12 protein-coding genes are annotated in these 14,760 nt (G+C 64.0%); 1 reads left to right on the top strand and 11 read right to left on the bottom strand.

Features of this window, described 5'->3' with window-relative positions:
• Positions 1-24: 24 nt before the first annotated feature.
• The 11 genes from ACFOKJ_RS16255 to glnE all read right to left on the bottom strand — a co-directional run bounded on the left by ACFOKJ_RS16255 (position 25) and on the right by glnE (position 10,883).
• Positions 25-840, bottom strand: a complete 816-nt coding sequence (locus ACFOKJ_RS16255) for an alpha/beta hydrolase (protein ID WP_390281553.1) — start codon at positions 838-840, stop codon at positions 25-27.
• On the bottom strand, positions 837-2,240 hold the full coding sequence (locus ACFOKJ_RS16250; RefSeq protein WP_390281551.1) for a PhoH family protein: 1,404 nt from the start codon (positions 2,238-2,240) through the stop codon (positions 837-839). Before ACFOKJ_RS16250 ends, ACFOKJ_RS16255 begins: the two co-directional genes overlap by 4 nt.
• A gap of 119 nt (positions 2,241-2,359) precedes the next feature.
• The gene (locus ACFOKJ_RS16245) at positions 2,360-2,803 is read right to left on the bottom strand and encodes a peroxiredoxin (protein ID WP_390281549.1); all 444 of its coding nucleotides are present in this window, start codon (positions 2,801-2,803) and stop codon (positions 2,360-2,362) included.
• Between the two features lie 25 nt (positions 2,804-2,828).
• Complete coding sequence (locus ACFOKJ_RS16240; RefSeq protein WP_390281547.1) at positions 2,829-3,374, bottom strand: Smr/MutS family protein; 546 nt, start codon at positions 3,372-3,374, stop codon at positions 2,829-2,831.
• Between the two features lie 71 nt (positions 3,375-3,445).
• Positions 3,446-4,393 carry a thioredoxin-disulfide reductase gene (gene trxB / locus ACFOKJ_RS16235; RefSeq protein WP_390281544.1) on the bottom strand — a complete coding sequence of 316 codons (948 nt, stop codon included), beginning with the start codon at positions 4,391-4,393 and terminating at the stop codon, positions 3,446-3,448.
• A 199-nt stretch (positions 4,394-4,592) separates the two neighbouring features.
• A complete protein-coding gene (locus tag ACFOKJ_RS16230; RefSeq protein ID WP_390281541.1) occupies positions 4,593-5,108 on the bottom strand; it encodes a hypothetical protein in 516 nt (171 codons plus the stop codon).
• Positions 5,109-5,240: 132 nt separating this feature from the next.
• Positions 5,241-5,855, bottom strand: coding sequence for a TetR/AcrR family transcriptional regulator (locus ACFOKJ_RS16225; protein ID WP_390281539.1), 615 nt, complete (start codon positions 5,853-5,855; stop codon positions 5,241-5,243).
• On the bottom strand, positions 5,839-6,882 hold the full coding sequence (gene waaF, locus ACFOKJ_RS16220; RefSeq protein WP_390281537.1) for a lipopolysaccharide heptosyltransferase II: 1,044 nt from the start codon (positions 6,880-6,882) through the stop codon (positions 5,839-5,841). The genes ACFOKJ_RS16225 and waaF overlap by 17 nt, the downstream gene beginning before the upstream one ends.
• A gap of 62 nt (positions 6,883-6,944) precedes the next feature.
• Positions 6,945-7,151 carry a zinc-finger domain-containing protein gene (locus ACFOKJ_RS16215; protein WP_390281536.1) on the bottom strand — a complete coding sequence of 69 codons (207 nt, stop codon included), beginning with the start codon at positions 7,149-7,151 and terminating at the stop codon, positions 6,945-6,947.
• A gap of 58 nt (positions 7,152-7,209) precedes the next feature.
• Positions 7,210-8,133, bottom strand: coding sequence for a branched-chain amino acid transaminase (locus ACFOKJ_RS16210; protein WP_390281534.1), 924 nt, complete (start codon positions 8,131-8,133; stop codon positions 7,210-7,212).
• Positions 8,134-8,210: 77 nt separating this feature from the next.
• Positions 8,211-10,883: a bifunctional [glutamate--ammonia ligase]-adenylyl-L-tyrosine phosphorylase/[glutamate--ammonia-ligase] adenylyltransferase gene (gene glnE, locus ACFOKJ_RS16205; RefSeq protein ID WP_390281531.1), complete on the bottom strand. Its 2,673-nt coding sequence runs from the start codon at positions 10,881-10,883 to the stop codon at positions 8,211-8,213.
• Positions 10,884-10,911: 28 nt separating this feature from the next.
• Here glnE and ACFOKJ_RS16200 point away from each other — a divergent pair, with 28 nt between their 5' ends.
• Positions 10,912-14,751, top strand: a complete 3,840-nt coding sequence (locus ACFOKJ_RS16200) for a YhdP family protein (RefSeq protein ID WP_390281529.1) — start codon at positions 10,912-10,914, stop codon at positions 14,749-14,751.
• The last annotated feature ends 9 nt before the right edge of the window (positions 14,752-14,760 follow it).

Genomic DNA, 14,760 nt, shown 5'->3' with positions numbered 1-14,760 from the left:
GCGGCGCCAACAGCGGTGCCGCTGCTATTGCGCGGCCTGGTGGCAGGCCGCGAACTGCTGTCGCAGCCAGCTCGCCATCAGGCTGGCAACCTGCTGCCAGCGTGTATCCAGCATCAGCATGTGGCCAAGGTCCGGCAGCACCTGTGTCTCGATACCCAGCAGGAGGCCGCCGCTGCTGGCTTCCAGCGGGCTGACCAGCAGGTCGTTGCGGCCAACGATGGATAGTGCCGGGCAGGGCAGTTTGCGGGCAAACAGTGCCGTGGTCAGGCTCATGTCCAGGATGGCGCGCTGGCTTTCCACTTGGCTGTTGTCCGCCAGCCATTGGGCGCAGGCCAGATCGGCATCCGGCGACAGCAGCATGCGGCGTACCTCGGCTGCGGTTGGCGTGTGCCGCCCCTGCTGGAACAGGTTGAGCCCCAGCAGGATGTCCGGGGCGGTGAGCCCAAGCCGCCAGGTGGACATCGCCATGCCGCCGGGTGGCACGCTGGCCAGCAGGATCACGCCCGGTGCAGTGTGCTGGCGCAGATACTGCTGCAGTACGTAGCCACCCATGGAGTGCCCGACCAGCACCGGTGGTGCCGGCAGTTGGCCGCAGGCCCAGGCCACATCGGCCACATAGTCGGTAATACCGAAATCGTGCAGCCGCTCGCGGCCAGGGCTGCCACCATGACCGCGCAGGCTCAGCGCCCAGCAGTCATGACCTTGCGCCGCCAGCCAGGGCAGGAAGTGCTGCTGCCAGCAACTGGCGGCAGCATAGGCGCCATGCACGAACAACAGCGGCGGAGCTGCTTGCTCCGCCGCTGTTGCCGTGACATGGATCAGTTCCAGCTTGCCGCTCACAGCACTTCCGCCGCATGGTCAGCCAGGCGCGAGCGCTCGCCACGCTGCAGGGTGATGTGACCGGAGTGATCCCAGCCCTTGAAGCGGTCCACCACATAGGTCAGGCCGGAGCTGCCTTCGGTCAGGTACGGAGTGTCGATCTGGCTGATATTGCCCAGGCACACTACCTTGGTGCCGGGGCCGGCACGGGTGATCAGGGTTTTCATCTGCTTGGGCGTCAGGTTCTGCGCCTCGTCGATGATCAGGTACTTGTTGAGGAAGGTACGCCCGCGCATGAAGTTCAGTGACTTGACCTTGATGCGGCTGCGGATCAGGTCGCGGGTGGCGGCGCGCCCCCAGTCACCGCTGTCGTCCTCGGTCTTGCCCAGCACGTCCAGGTTGTCTTCCAGCGCGCCCATCCACGGCATCATCTTTTCCTCTTCGGTGCCGGGCAGGAAGCCGATGTCCTCGCCCACCGGCACGGTGACACGGGTCATGATGATCTCGCTGTACAGCTTCTGCTCCAGCGTCATCGCCAGACCTGCAGCCAGGGTCAGCAGCGTCTTGCCGGTGCCGGCCTGGCCCAGCAGGGTGATGAAGTCCACCTCCGGGTTCATCAGCAGGTTCAGCGCAAAGTTCTGTTCGCGGTTGCGTGCGGTGATGCCCCAGACATTGTTCTTCTGGTGGCTGTAGTCGCGCAGCGTCTCCAGTACTGCAGTCTTGCCATCCAGCTGGATCACCCGGCACTGCAGTGGCTGCTCGCCCTGCTGCCACAGCAGCTGATTGAGGATCAGCCCCGGTACGTCCGGCCCTTTCAGCTGGTAGTAGGTGCGGCCGTGTTCCTGCCAGGACTTGAGATCCTTGCCGTTGCGGTCCCAGAAGCCCTGGTCGATTTCTCGCATGCCGCTGTATAGCAGGTCGGTGTCTTCCAGCACCTTGTCGTTGAAGTAGTCTTCCGCCTCCAGCGCCAGCGCCCGCGCCTTGATGCGCATATTGATGTCTTTGGACACCAGGATCACGTTGCGCGACGGCTCCAGCTGCTTGAGCGCCATCACGATGCCCAGGATCTGGTTGTCCGCCTTGCCCACCGGCATCGACGCCGGCAGCGTGGCGTGGATGGCCTGGGTCTGTAGCAGCAGGCGGCCGGTGGCAGCCTCGCGGCTGGCGTTTTTCAGCTCGATGCCGTCGGCGATGTCGGCGCCGGCCTGGCTGACGATCTCATCCAGGAAACGGCTGGCCTGGCGGGCATTGCGCGCCACTTCGGACATGCCCTTCTTGTGGGTATCCAGCTCTTCCAGGGTAATGATGGGGATGAAGACGTCGTGTTCCTCGAAGCGGAACAGGCAGGTGGGGTCGTGTAGCAGTACGTTGGTATCGAGGACGAACAGTTTGACGTTTTTGCTTTTCTTGCGACTTGCCATGATATGGGCCCCCTTGGCTGGTGGGTCCACCCGATGTGGACCCACAGAGCCGGCGCAATACCTTTTTTGCGGCTGCGGCCAACCCCGATCACAGCCGCAAGCAGATATTGAACAGGCTCTTAACGCGATGTCACGAACGCAAGCACTTCTTCGGCGTGACCCGGTACTTTCAGGCCGCGCCATTCGCGAAGGATCTTGCCGGCGCCGTCGATGACGAAGGTGCTGCGTTCGATCCCTCTCACCTGTTTGCCGTACATGTTTTTCAGCTTCATGACAGCAAACAGATTACATACAGTTTCCTCCGGATCGCTGATCAATTCAAATGGCAATTCGAACTTGGCCTTGAAATTCTCATGCGATTTCAGGCTGTCGCGCGACACGCCGACAATGCGCGCGCCGGCGGCGGCAAAGGCGACGTGCTGGTCACGGAAAGCCTGGGCTTCGGTGGTGCAGCCGGGGGTATTGTCCTTGGGGTAGAAGTACAGCACGGTCAACTGGCCATCGGGTAGCGTAATCTGCTGGCCGCTGGTGGCCGGGGCGGTAAAAGTCGGGCAGGTGTCCATTATGGTTTCCTTGTCGTGATGGGCGTCAGGATGGGCGTTTGAGCAGTGCCAGCACGGCGCCGCTGCCACCCTGGTGGCTGGCGGTTTCACAGAAGGCGAGTACGTCCGGATGGTGGCTCAGCCAGGCGCGTACCATCTTGGGCAGCACCGGCTCGCCGCGCGAACTCAGCCCCTTGCCGTGGATGATGCGCACGCACTGGCCAAGCTGGCGGGCGTGGTGCAGGAACAGTGCCAGGCGCTCATGCGCTTCGAAGCGGTCGAGCCCGTGCAAGTCCAGCTCGGCACATACCGGCCAGTGGCCGCCACGCAGCTTGCGCAGCGTGCCGTTGGGCATGCCGGGGCGGCGATGCTGATGTTCCAGCTCGGCTGGCTCGAACCAGCCCAGCATCTGCGCAAACAGGCTGTTGTGTTCGCTTTCACCCTGGCTGGGTTTGGGCTGGCGCAGCGGGCGTGGTTTCGGGCGCGGCAGCGGGTGCTGCACCCGGCCGTCCGGCTTCAGCGGGATGACATGGCGCATCAGCGCCGGGAAGTCTGGCTCCGGCTCGGGGTTGGCCGCAACGGCAACAGGCAAGGCCCTGGCGGGCCTTGCCTGTGCTTTGATCGGCTTGAGCTGATCCTTGAGCGACTTCAAGACCGTGCCGCTTAGTGGTCCAGGAAGCGCTCGGCGTCCAGGGCTGCCTGGCAGCCGGAAGCCGCGCTGGTGATCGCCTGGCGGTAGATGTGATCCTGCACGTCGCCGGCAGCGAACACACCCGGCACGCTGGTAGCGGTAGCGTTGCCCTCGCGACCGCCACGGGTCACGATGTAGCCGGTATCGTCCAGCTCCAGCTGGCCCTGGAAAATGTCGGTGTTCGGCTTGTGGCCGATGGCGATGAATACGCCCATCAGCTTGATGTCTTCGGTGCTGCCGTCGTTGAACTTCAGGCGGGCGCCGGTTACGCCGCTATCGTCGCCCAGTACTTCATCCAGGTTGGCATTCAGCTTCAGGGTGATCTTGCCTTCGGCAACGCGTGCCATCAGCTTGTCGACCATGATCTTTTCGGCGCGGAAATGCTCGCGACGGTGGATCAGGGTAACGTGCTTGGCGATGTTGGCCAGGTACAGCGCCTCTTCCACCGCGGTGTCGCCGCCGCCTACCACCGCCACGTCCTGGTTGCGGTAGAAGAAGCCGTCGCAGGTGGCGCAGGCGGATACGCCCTTGCCGGAGAATGCCTGCTCGGACGGCAGGCCGAGGTATTTGGCGGAAGCGCCGGTGGCGATGATCAGCGCATCGCAGGTGTATTCACCGGAATCGCCAATCAGGCGGAATGGCTTTTCATCCAGCTTGGCAGTATGAATGTGGTCGAAAATCATCTCGGTGCCAAAGCGCTCGGCGTGCTGCTGGAAGCGCACCATCAGCTCCGGGCCTTGTACGCCGGCCACGTCGGCAGGCCAGTTGTCCACGTCGGTGGTGGTCATCAGCTGGCCACCCTGGGCCATGCCGGTGATCATTACCGGCTTCAGGTTGGCGCGGGCGGCGTAGACGGCTGCGGTGTAACCGGCCGGGCCGGAGCCCAGGATCAACAGCGGGCTGTGACGAGTTTGGCTCATGTTTCATTTTCCTGTTCGTCGATGAATGGGGTGTATTTTAGCAGTTTGTGGCGCTCTGCCGATTAAGCCTTGCTAATGATGAAATAGTTTTGGGCTAATGCCGGTCATGCAAGTGGTGTTTGCAGGCTGCGAGGTGTGTTGTTGTCTGAAAAGCAAACAGCCTGCCACGGGGCAGGCTGTTTGTAGGGCTTGGTATGTGTCAGGCGCTGGCGCGTACCGTGCCGCTGTTGTCGGCAGGCTGCAGCAGGGATTGTGTGCTCTGGTACTGCACCACGGCTTGCTGCTGGCTGTAGGCGTTCAACTCGGCACGATTGCTGTCTTGCTGCTGTTGCTGGCGCTGGGCGTCGGCGGCACGCTGGGCCTGATCGCCAGCACCGGTTGCCGTACTTTGGCGGTCCTGCTCGGCGGCAGCTTGTGGCGCGGCTTCGCTGCGGGCCGCGGCGCGGGCATTGATCAGTTGCGATTGCAGCCTGTCTTCCAGCTCGCGATTGGGCTGGCTACTGGTGGCGGAGCCATTGGCGCTGGTTTCGCTGTTCTGCTGCACCGCCTGGGTGGTGACATTATTGCTTTGCTGACTGGCCGCCGCCTGCTGCTGGCTGGCGGTGGCTGCCGCCTCGCCGCTTTCCCGCACCTGCTGGCGCTGTTGCTGCTGTTCAAGCTGCAAACTGCGCGCAATCTCGCTGCTGCCATAGCTGCTGGTAACGGGATTGATCATGGTGAGACTCCTGGTAGGGCAGTTGCCGCAAAGGCTGCGGTGGATGCGTCAGTATAGTCGCCCCCGCCGTTGGCGTCATGGCAAAACTAAACTTTCATCAACGCATTCAATGGCCTGCAGGTGCGGGTTGGCTTATTCGCCGCGCAGCACCAGCGCCAGCATGCGCTCGGCCAGCTGCGCCACGCTGAGTTCGCCATCGTTGCGGTACCACTGCACGGTCCAGTGCAGGCTGCCCAGCAGGGTGCGGCGCAGCAGGCGGGTGTCGTTCTTCACCAGACCCTCGCTGGCGGCCTGGTCCAGCACTTGCTGCCACAGCGCTTCGTAGCGGTCACGCAGCACGATCAGACCCGGCTTGGCGGCTGGCGATACGCTGCGCCATTCGTACAGCATCACTTCCAGTGCGGCCTGATTGTCGCCAAGCAGCGAGTGCAGGTGAACGCGGAACAGTGCCGCCAGTTTGCTGCGGGTGTCGGTGGCGCTGGCCAGCGCGCTTGCCAGTTGTTCGGTGGTGGCGGTAATGCCGAGCGCCATCACCGCCACCAGGATCTCTTCCTTGGTGCGGAAGTGATAGAACAGGCTGCCCGATTGCAGGCCTACTGCGTTGCCCAGGTCACGCACGGTGGTGCGTTCGTAACCCTGGTCGCGGAACAAGCGGGCGGCGGCGCGCACCAGCTCCATGCGGCGGCTGTTTTCTTCCGGCGTGGCGGGAATGTCCTTGCGGTTCATGTTCTCAGTCTTGCGGGTCATCTTGCGGGGTTTGCTGTTGCAGCAGGTTTTCGGCCGCGTGCCATACCTGTGCCGGATGCAGGTTTTCCAGGCAGTGGGTGTGTTTGTACGGACAGTTGCGCTCGAAGCAGGGGCTGCAGTCCATGTTCAGCGACACGATGGCGGCCTTGTTGCTCAGCGGCGGGGTGAAGTCCGGGCTGGATGAGCCGTAGATGCCCACCAGTGGCACATCCAGTGCCGCAGCAACGTGCATCAGGCCAGAGTCGTTGCAAATGGCCAGTTTGGCAAGCCCCATCAGGTCGATGGCTTCTTCCAGCCCGGTCTTGCCGCACAGGTTGGCCGCGGCGCCTTCGGCCAGGCGGGCGATGTCATCGCCGATTTCACGATCCTTGGGCGAACCGAACAGGCACACCTGGTAGCCGGCAGCCTGGTAGCGGCGAGCCAGCTCGGCAAAATGCCGTGCCGGCCAGCGCTTGGCCGGGCCGTACTCGGCGCCGGGGCACATCGCCACGATGGGGCGGGCAAGGTCGATGCCCAGCTTGCGGGCGGTAGCTTCCTGTTGCTCGCGGCGCGAGGCCAGTCGCGGGTGTGGAATCGGGCGCGGCAGGGGCTGGCCCGGTGCTTCGGCCAGTGCGCAGAAACGCTCCACCATGGTGGGCAGCGCGTGCTCGTCCAGGTCGCGGGTGTCGTTGAGCAAGCCGTAGCGCAGCTCGCCGGTAAAGCCGGTGCGCGTGGGAATGCCAGCCAGGAAGGGGATAAGTGCCGCCTTCAGCGAGTTGGGTAGTACCACCACCTGGTCGAACTGTTCGGTATGCAGCTGACGCGCCACCTTCCAGCGCTGTTTCAGGCGCAGCTGGCCATGGCCGAAGGGGTTGAGGTGTGCTTTGGCCACTTCCGGCATGCGCGACAGCAGCGGCAGAGTCCAGGCTGGGGCGAATACATGCAGCTCCAGGCCGGGGTGTCGTTCGTGCAGCCGCCGGTACAGGGGTTGCGCCATGACGCTGTCGCCCACCCAGGAGGGGCCGATCACCAGTATTTTCTTGATCATGTACAGAAGCAAAAAAGGTGCAGCAAGGCTACACCTTCGATTCGGGCTATGGGTTGAATGGCTTAATGATGGCCATGCGGCAGCGGGCCGGTCAGCTGGTAGCGGGTGCCACAGTACGGGCACAGCGCTTCGCCGCCGTTCTTGACGATGGGCAGGAACACGCGCGGATGGGAGTTCCACTTGACCTGATCCGGGGTCGGACAGTGCAGTGGCAGGTCCTTGGCGGTAACTTCGATGACGCGGGCGGTGTTTTCTTTCAGTTCAGCCATGCTAGCTTGCTTTCGATTTGGTCGAAGATCGGCGACCTGGGCCGCCGGGTGTCGTAGTTTAGCCGACGTAGGTCAGCCAGTTCTGTTTGCTGCTGTCGAGGCCTTTCACGCAGTCGAAGTAGCGCTTCTGAATCTCGGTGGTAATCGGGCCGCGCATGCCTTCGCCAATAGCGCGGCGATCCAGTTCGCGAATCGGGGTGACTTCAGCGGCGGTGCCGGTGAAGAAGGCTTCGTCGGCGCTGTAGACTTCATCGCGAGTGATGCGTTTTTCGATGACCTGCAGGCCCATTTCACCGGCAATCTGTACCACGGTGTCGCGGGTGATGCCTTCCAGCGCGCTGGTCAGGTCCGGGGTGTACATCTTGCCATTGCGGATGATGAAGATGTTCTCGCCGGAGCCTTCGGCCACGAAACCATCCACATCCAGCAGCAGCGCCTCGTCGTAGCCATCGGCGGTGGCTTCGTTATTGGCCAGGATGGAGTTCATGTAGTTGCCGTTGGCCTTGGCCTTGCACATGGTGATATTCACGTGGTGGCGGGTGAAGGAGCTGGTCTTCACGCGGATGCCTTTTTCCAGGCCTTCTTCGCCCAGGTAGGCACCCCATGGCCACGCAGCCACGATCACCTGCACATCATCCTGCTTCGGAGCCACGCCCAGCTTGCCGGAGCCGTAGAAGGCCATCGGGCGGAAGTAGCAGGAGCTGAGCTTGTTGGCTTTCACCACGTCGAGGTGGGCCTGGTTGATCTGCTCCTTGCTGAACGGCAGATTCATGCCCAGGATCTTGGCGGAGCGGAACAGACGGTCGGTATGGTCCTGCAGGCGGAAGATCGTCGGGCCGTTGGCGGTTTCGTAGGCACGTACGCCTTCGAACACGCCCATGCCGTAGTGCAGGGTGTGGGTCAGCACGTGGGTGGTGGCATTGCGCCATTCCACGAGTTCGCCGTTGTACCAGATGAATCCGTCGCGATCTGCCATCGACATGGTGAGTTCTCCGTAAGTCCCGTTATTTGTAATGTGCGGCGATTATACCGTTGCACATCGGCAATGTGTTATGGCTTTCACGGTGCTGGCGGTGCGCCAAATACCGCCTGCCACAGCGCCTGCACGTGCTGGTAGTGTTCCAGCGGCGCGTGGCTCACCTTGCTGCTGTCATTCAGCCGGCTGGCGTGCTGCAGGCGGCGGTAGCTGCGGTAGGCGTCGCGTGCCTGGTTCGCCAGTTGGGCGGGAATCAGGCCAGCTTCGGCGGCGGTGGCCAGTAGTGCGATATTGCCGCTGTTGGCCAGCAGGCCGGGCACCTGGTGGGCATGGGCCAGAATCAGGTACTGCACGATGAACTCCACGTCGACGATGCCGCCGCGCGCATGCTTGACGTCATCCTCGCGTGCCGGGTGGGTTTCCAGCATCTTGTTGCGCATGCTGATGACCTCTGCGGCCAACGCTGGCAGTTCGCGTGGCAGCGACAGCACCTCCTGGCGAATTTCCTCGAAGCGCTGACCGATGGCGGCGTCGCCGCAGACAAAGCGGGCGCGGGTCAGCGCCTGGTGCTCCCACAGCCAGGCGTCGTGGTGCTGATAGTGGCGGAAGGCCTCGGTGGTGCTGACCAGCAGGCCGCTGGAGCCATTGGGGCGCAGGCGCAGGTCGATGTCGTACAGCACGCCAGCCGAGGTGGTGCTGGTGAGCCAGGTGGTGATCTTGCGGGCAAGCCGGGAGTACAGCTCGGCGGCGTCCTGATCCTCGTCGTCATACAGGAAGATCACGTCCAGGTCGGAGGCGTAGCCCAGCTCCTTGCCGCCCAGCTTGCCGTAGCCGATGGCGGCGAACAGCGGCACCGCGCGGTGGCGCTTGGGAATGTCCAGCCAGGCATGCTGGATGGTGGCGTCCAGTACCAGGTCGGCAAGACGCGACAGCTCGTCGGACAGTGCTTCCAGCGTCCACATGCCGGCCAGGTCCTGTGCCACCAGGCGGAAGGTCTGCGCATGCTGGAAGTGGCGCAGGGTGTCCATTTTGGCTTCCACGTCGCCCTGACAGTCTTCCAACTGCTGTTGCAGCTGTGCGGCCAACTGTGGCCAGTCCGGGCTGGCGTATAGCACGCGCGCATCCAGCAGTTCGTCCAGCAGGATGGGGTGCTGGGTCAGGTAGACGGATACCCAGGCGCTGGCGGAGCACAGCGAGGCCAGTCGCTGCAGCGTCTGCGGATATTCCTGCAGTAGCGCGAGGTAGGAGGCGCGGCGGCTGATGGCTTCGATCAGGGTCAGTACCCGCGACAGCGTGGTGTCCGGGTTTTCGAAACCGCCTGCCACCTCGATTAGCGGCCCCATCAGAGCGTCCATTTTCTTGCGGCTGCCATCCGGCAGCTGCTGATAGCGCTGGCTGGCCTGCAGGCTGCGCAATTGCTGCTGGATCGCTTCGGCATCTAGGTAGCCAAGCGCGGCAAGTTGGCCGCAGGCATCGGTGTCGGCAATGTCGCGCCACAGCCCGGTGAGCGGGTGCGCCGGAGCGCCTTCGGTGGGCAGGAAGAACACCTGCTCGAAGTGGCGTGTGACCTTGCGCCGGTGCTGGTTCAGTTCATCCAGAAAACTCTGCCAGTCGGCAAAGCCCATACTGCCGGCAATGCGCTGACGGTTGTCGTCGCTGGTCGGCAGGCTTTGCGTCTGCTGGTCGTCCAGGTATTGCAGCCGGTGTTCCAGGTTGCGCAGGAAGGTGTAGGCCTGCAGCAGCTCTGCCACCGTGTCCGGCTCCAGTAGCCGCAATTCGGCCAGCACTGCATAGGTGTCGCGGGTGCTCTTGAGTTGCAGCCGGCGCTCGCGCCCGCCACGGATCAGCTGGAACACCTGGGCGATGAACTCCACCTCGCGGATGCCGCCCGGCCCCAGCTTGATGTTCTCTGCCATATCACGGCGTGCCACTTCGCGGCGGATCTGCGCGTGCAGCTCGCGCATGGCGCCGTAGGCGCCGTAATCCAGATACTTGCGATACACGAAGGGGCGGGTGAACGGCTCCATCTGACTGGCATCGCCGGCAATCACCCGCGCCTTGATCCAGGCGTAGCGCTCCCACTCGCGGCCCTGGGTCAGCAGGTAGTTTTCCAGCGCCGCCAGGCTCATTACCAGCGGGCCGGAATCGCCGTAGGGGCGCAGGCGCATGTCGACGCGGAACACCTGGCCGTCGAAGGTGATGTCGTTGAGCGCGCCGATCAGCAGCTTGCCCAGACGGGTAAAGTACTCGTGGTTGGCCAGCTTGCGACTGCCGTTGGTATCGCCGCCTTCCGGGTACAGAAAGATCAGGTCGATGTCGGAGGAGACATTCAGCTCATGGCCGCCGAGCTTGCCCATGCCGACCACGATCATTTCCTGCACCTCGCCACTGTCTTCGCCGATCGGGTCGCCAAAGTGAGCCAGGCTGCGGCGGGCAATCGGTAGCGTGGTGTTGATGGCAAAATCGGCTAGCAGGCTGATGGTGCGTACCACTTCATCAAGATCGGTCAGCCCGCCCACGTCGCGGGCAATCAACCGCGCCATTACCGCGCTGCGCAGCTTGCGCAGGCATGGTTGCAGCACTTCCACGCTGTCCATGCTGTCCCAATCGCTGAAGGCCTGCATTTCCTGCAGGTCGAACGGGTGGTGCAGCCGACTTTCCAGCAGGGCGAGTTGTTCCGGATGGGCGGCGAGCTGGCGCTCCAGGTAGTAACTGAATGTTCTGGCGGCTGGGATGGCGGCGAGGTTTGCTGGCATAATGCGCCTTCAACGCTATGACGAAATCGTGACTCTGCATTCTAACCCTTCTTCCGACTCCGACGCAGTGCGCGAAGATCGCAGCCTGCGCATCGTGCAGCTGACGCGACGCGTGCTGCGCGTGGTGTTCCTGTTGCTGGCGCTGGCAGCTGTGCTGTTGGCGAGCGCTTTCCTGCTGTTCCGTTTTGCCTTTCTCCCCAATATCGACCGCCTGCGACCGGATATCGAGCGCTGGGCTGGCGACAGCATCGGCATGCCGGTCAAGGTTGGCCGCATCAGCGGCCAGTGGCTGCTATGGGCGCCGCAGATCACCTTGAATGATGTGGTGCTGCGTCCGCGGCCGGATAGCCCGCCGATGCGCTTGCGCGAGGCGCGGCTGGTACCGGCCTGGAAAAGCTTGCTGTATCTGGAGCCGCGGTTGTCGCTGATCAGTCTGCGTGGCCTGGCGCTGGATCTGCAGCGCTTGCCGGATGGCCGCCTGCGGCTGAACGGTATCGCGCTGGATGAAGGGCGTGGCGATGGCGCGGCGCTGGATTGGCTATTGCGACAGGACACGGTGGATGTGCAGTTGCAGCGCTTCAGCTGGCACGACCAGTTGCTGGGCCTGCCGCCGCTGTCGGCGCGCGATATGCGTTTGCAGCTGGTGGATACCTTACTCGGGCATCGCCTGCAGGTGCGGGCGCGGCCGGAAAGCGCGCTGCTGTCGCGCCTGGATATGGATGCCAGCTGGCGTGGCAGCCGCAGTCGCGAGTGGCGCAGCTGGCGCGGCGAGCTGGCATTGCAGGCGGATGCGCCGGAACTGAACTGGCTGCAGCGCTACTGGCCGAATGCGCCGGTCAGTGTCGGCGGCGCTGCCTCGTCGCAACTGGCGCTGGCGTTTGCCGATGGTCGCATCACCCGGCTTGGCGGCAAGTGGCAGGTGGAAAAGGTGGCGCTGTCGCTATCGGGTCAGAATGTCCCGCTACCGCATCTGGCTGGCGAGGTGGACTACCGCAGCGACGAGCCGGGGCGGCATGTATTGCAGGCCAGCCACCTGGTGGTGAATACCCAGTATGGCAAGTTGCTGGCGGATGCCGTGGTCGGGGCGAGCTGGCATGATGCCGAAGGTGGCAGTGCCCGCATCAGCCGGCTGTCGCTGGCACCGCTGCTGCCATTGCTGCGTCCCCAGGTGCCGGCGCTGGCCAATAGCGCGCTGGCCGAACTTGGTGGCGATCTGCAGCAAGTCGACCTGCGCTGGCAGGGGCCGCTGCGCGCGCCGCGTGATTACCAGCTTGCCACCGGTTTCCGGCAGCTGTCGTTCGGCTTGCACAATGGCGTGCGGCTGGAGGGTGGTGTGGATGGTCGTGTCGACATGGCCGCCAACGGCGGTCGACTTACCCTGGCTGCGCGCGATTCGCGCCTGCAGGTGCCGGGCGAACTGTCGCAGCCGGTAAGCGTGCAGCAGTTTGCCGCCAAGCTGGACTGGCAGCGTGCCGGCGCCGGCTGGCAGATCAATGTGCCGGACGTGGCGCTGCAAACACCGGATGTGACTGCCAATATTCACGGCGATCTGCAACTGGCTGCCGATGGCAGCGTGCGCAGTGATTTGCAGCTGGCAGCTGACCGCATGCCGGCGGCGCGCGTGCCGGCGTACCTGCCGGCGCTGATCGGTCGAGAAACCGTGAGCTGGTTGCGCCGGGCGCTGCAAGGTGGCGAGGCGCGGCAGATTCGTGCCAGCCTGCAGGGAAGGTTGGCCGCATTTCCGTTTGCCGATGGTCGGGACGGGCGCTTCGAGGTATCTGCCGATATTCATGATGGCAAGCTGCAGTTCGAACCGGGCTGGCCGGCAATCGATGCCATCCAGGGGCGCTTTGCCATGCGCAACGACGATATCAGCATCAGTGCCGATCGGGCGCGAACAGCCGACGTGGCGCTGGACAAGGTCGAGGTGCTGCTGCCAGCCACCAGTCGTGGCGACAGCAAGTTGTTGATCAATGGCCAGGCACAGGCAGCGCTGGCGCAGATGCTGGCCTATACCCGTGCCAGCCCGGTGGATCGCTGGCTGAGTGGCTTCCTGTCGCAGATCGATAGCAGCGGGCAGGCCAGCCTGCAGCTGGGGCTGACGATTCCGCTGGCGCATGCCGAAGACAGCAAGGTGGACGGCAGCCTGCGCTTGCAGGGCAACCGGCTGCAGTTCCGTGAGCTGCCGTTGCCGGCGCTGGAAAACGTCAGTGGCCTGCTGCGCTTCAATGAGCGCGGGGCGTTCAGCCCAGGCATCGACTACAGCGCTTTTGGCGGCCGCAGTCACCTGACTGCCACGCTGGATGCCGCCGGCAAGATGCACTTTGCCAGCAGTGGCGAGCTGGAAATGCCGCAAGTCACCGCGCGTTACGTGCCGCTGCTGCAGGAGTATCTGAGCGGACGCACCCCTTATCAGGCCAGTTTCGTGGTGGGCGACAAGCTGGAGGAGCTGCTGGTGAGCAGCAATCTGCAGGGTATTGCCAGCAGCGCACCGGCGCCGCTGGGCAAGCCGGCGGATGATGCCTGGCCGCTGCAGCTGGTCTTGCGGCCAAGCTTGCGTGGCTGGCGGCTGGAGTGGCAGCAACAGGCGCGCGCCAGCGGCGTGGTGACCTTGCGCCAGGATGGCAGCCTGCTGGGTGTGGGGGTTGGTGTGGGTGGCGGCTCGCCGGAGCCGCTGGACAATATCAGCATCCATGTCCGCAGCCCGCAACTGCAGCTGGACCCGTGGCTGCAACAGGTGCAGGCCAGTGGCGCCAGTGCCGATACCGTGATGCCGCCGCTGCAGGTGCGGGTCGAGGCGGCGGCGCTGCAGCTGCAGGGCAAGCAGCTGCACGATGTGGATGGCAGGTTTGACTGGCAGGGCGGTACGGCGCCGTTCGCGCTACGGCTGAATGCCCGCGAACTGCAGGGGGAACTGAACTACCAGCCTTACGGCAAGGGAGTGCTGCATGCACGCATGCAGCGTTTGGCCTTGCCCTTGCCGGCAGCTGCCGAGCCAGTGACTGAGGATGGTGCGCAGTCGCTACCGGCGCTGGATGTCAATGTGGAGCGCTTCGCGCTGGCTGGCCATGAGCTGGGCGCGTTGTCGCTGCAGGCGCACCATCAGCCCAGGCTGTGGCTGCTGGATGAGGTGGTGCTGACCACGCCGGAAGCGCAGCTGCAGATCAAGGGTTCGGCGCCGGAAGGCAGTAGCAGCGCGGCGCGCAATACCGAGCTGGAGTTTTCCCTCAAGGCGGCCAATGCCGGCGCCTTGCTCGACCGGGTTGGCCTGCCCGGCATGCTCAAGGGCGGAGCCGGCGAGATGTCCGGCAAGGTGCAGTGGCTGGGGCAGCTGCTGGCGTTCGACCTTGCCCGCCTGAGCGGCGCGGTAAAGCTGGATCTCGGCAAGGGGCAGTTCGCCCAGGTGGAGCCAGGCGCCGGGCGGCTGCTGGGCTTGCTGAGTCTGCAGTCGCTGACGCGGCGTATCCGCCTGGATTTTACCGATGTGTTCAGCAGCGGCTTTGCCTTCGATAGCTTACGCGGTACGGCCAGCATCGATGCCGGCGTGTTCCGCTCCAGCGATATTGCCATCCAGGGGCCAGCGGCCAAGGTGGCAATGCGCGGCGAGGCAGACCTGGCGGCCAACCGGCAGCAGGTGCTGGTGCGCATTACCCCTACCATTTCGGAGAGCGTGGCAGTGATTACCGGTGCCACCTTGCTCAACCCGGTGGCCGGCGCGGTGGCGTTTGCCGCACAAAAACTGTTGCAGGACCCGGTAAGTCAGATACTGTCCTATGAATATGAAGTCACTGGCAGCCTGACCGAGCCGCAAGTACGGAAAATCGGTCAGCAGGTGGAAAAACAGCCGGCGGCAGTGCCGCCACGCTAGCGGGAGGAA

Origin of the sequence: Vogesella amnigena (genome assembly GCF_042648905.1) — a bacterium.
In the GTDB taxonomy this organism is placed as follows: Bacteria; Pseudomonadota; Gammaproteobacteria; order Burkholderiales; family Chromobacteriaceae; genus Vogesella; species Vogesella amnigena.
Note: the sequence above shows the minus strand (reverse complement) of the source record. Positions and strands in the feature narration are given on the sequence as shown.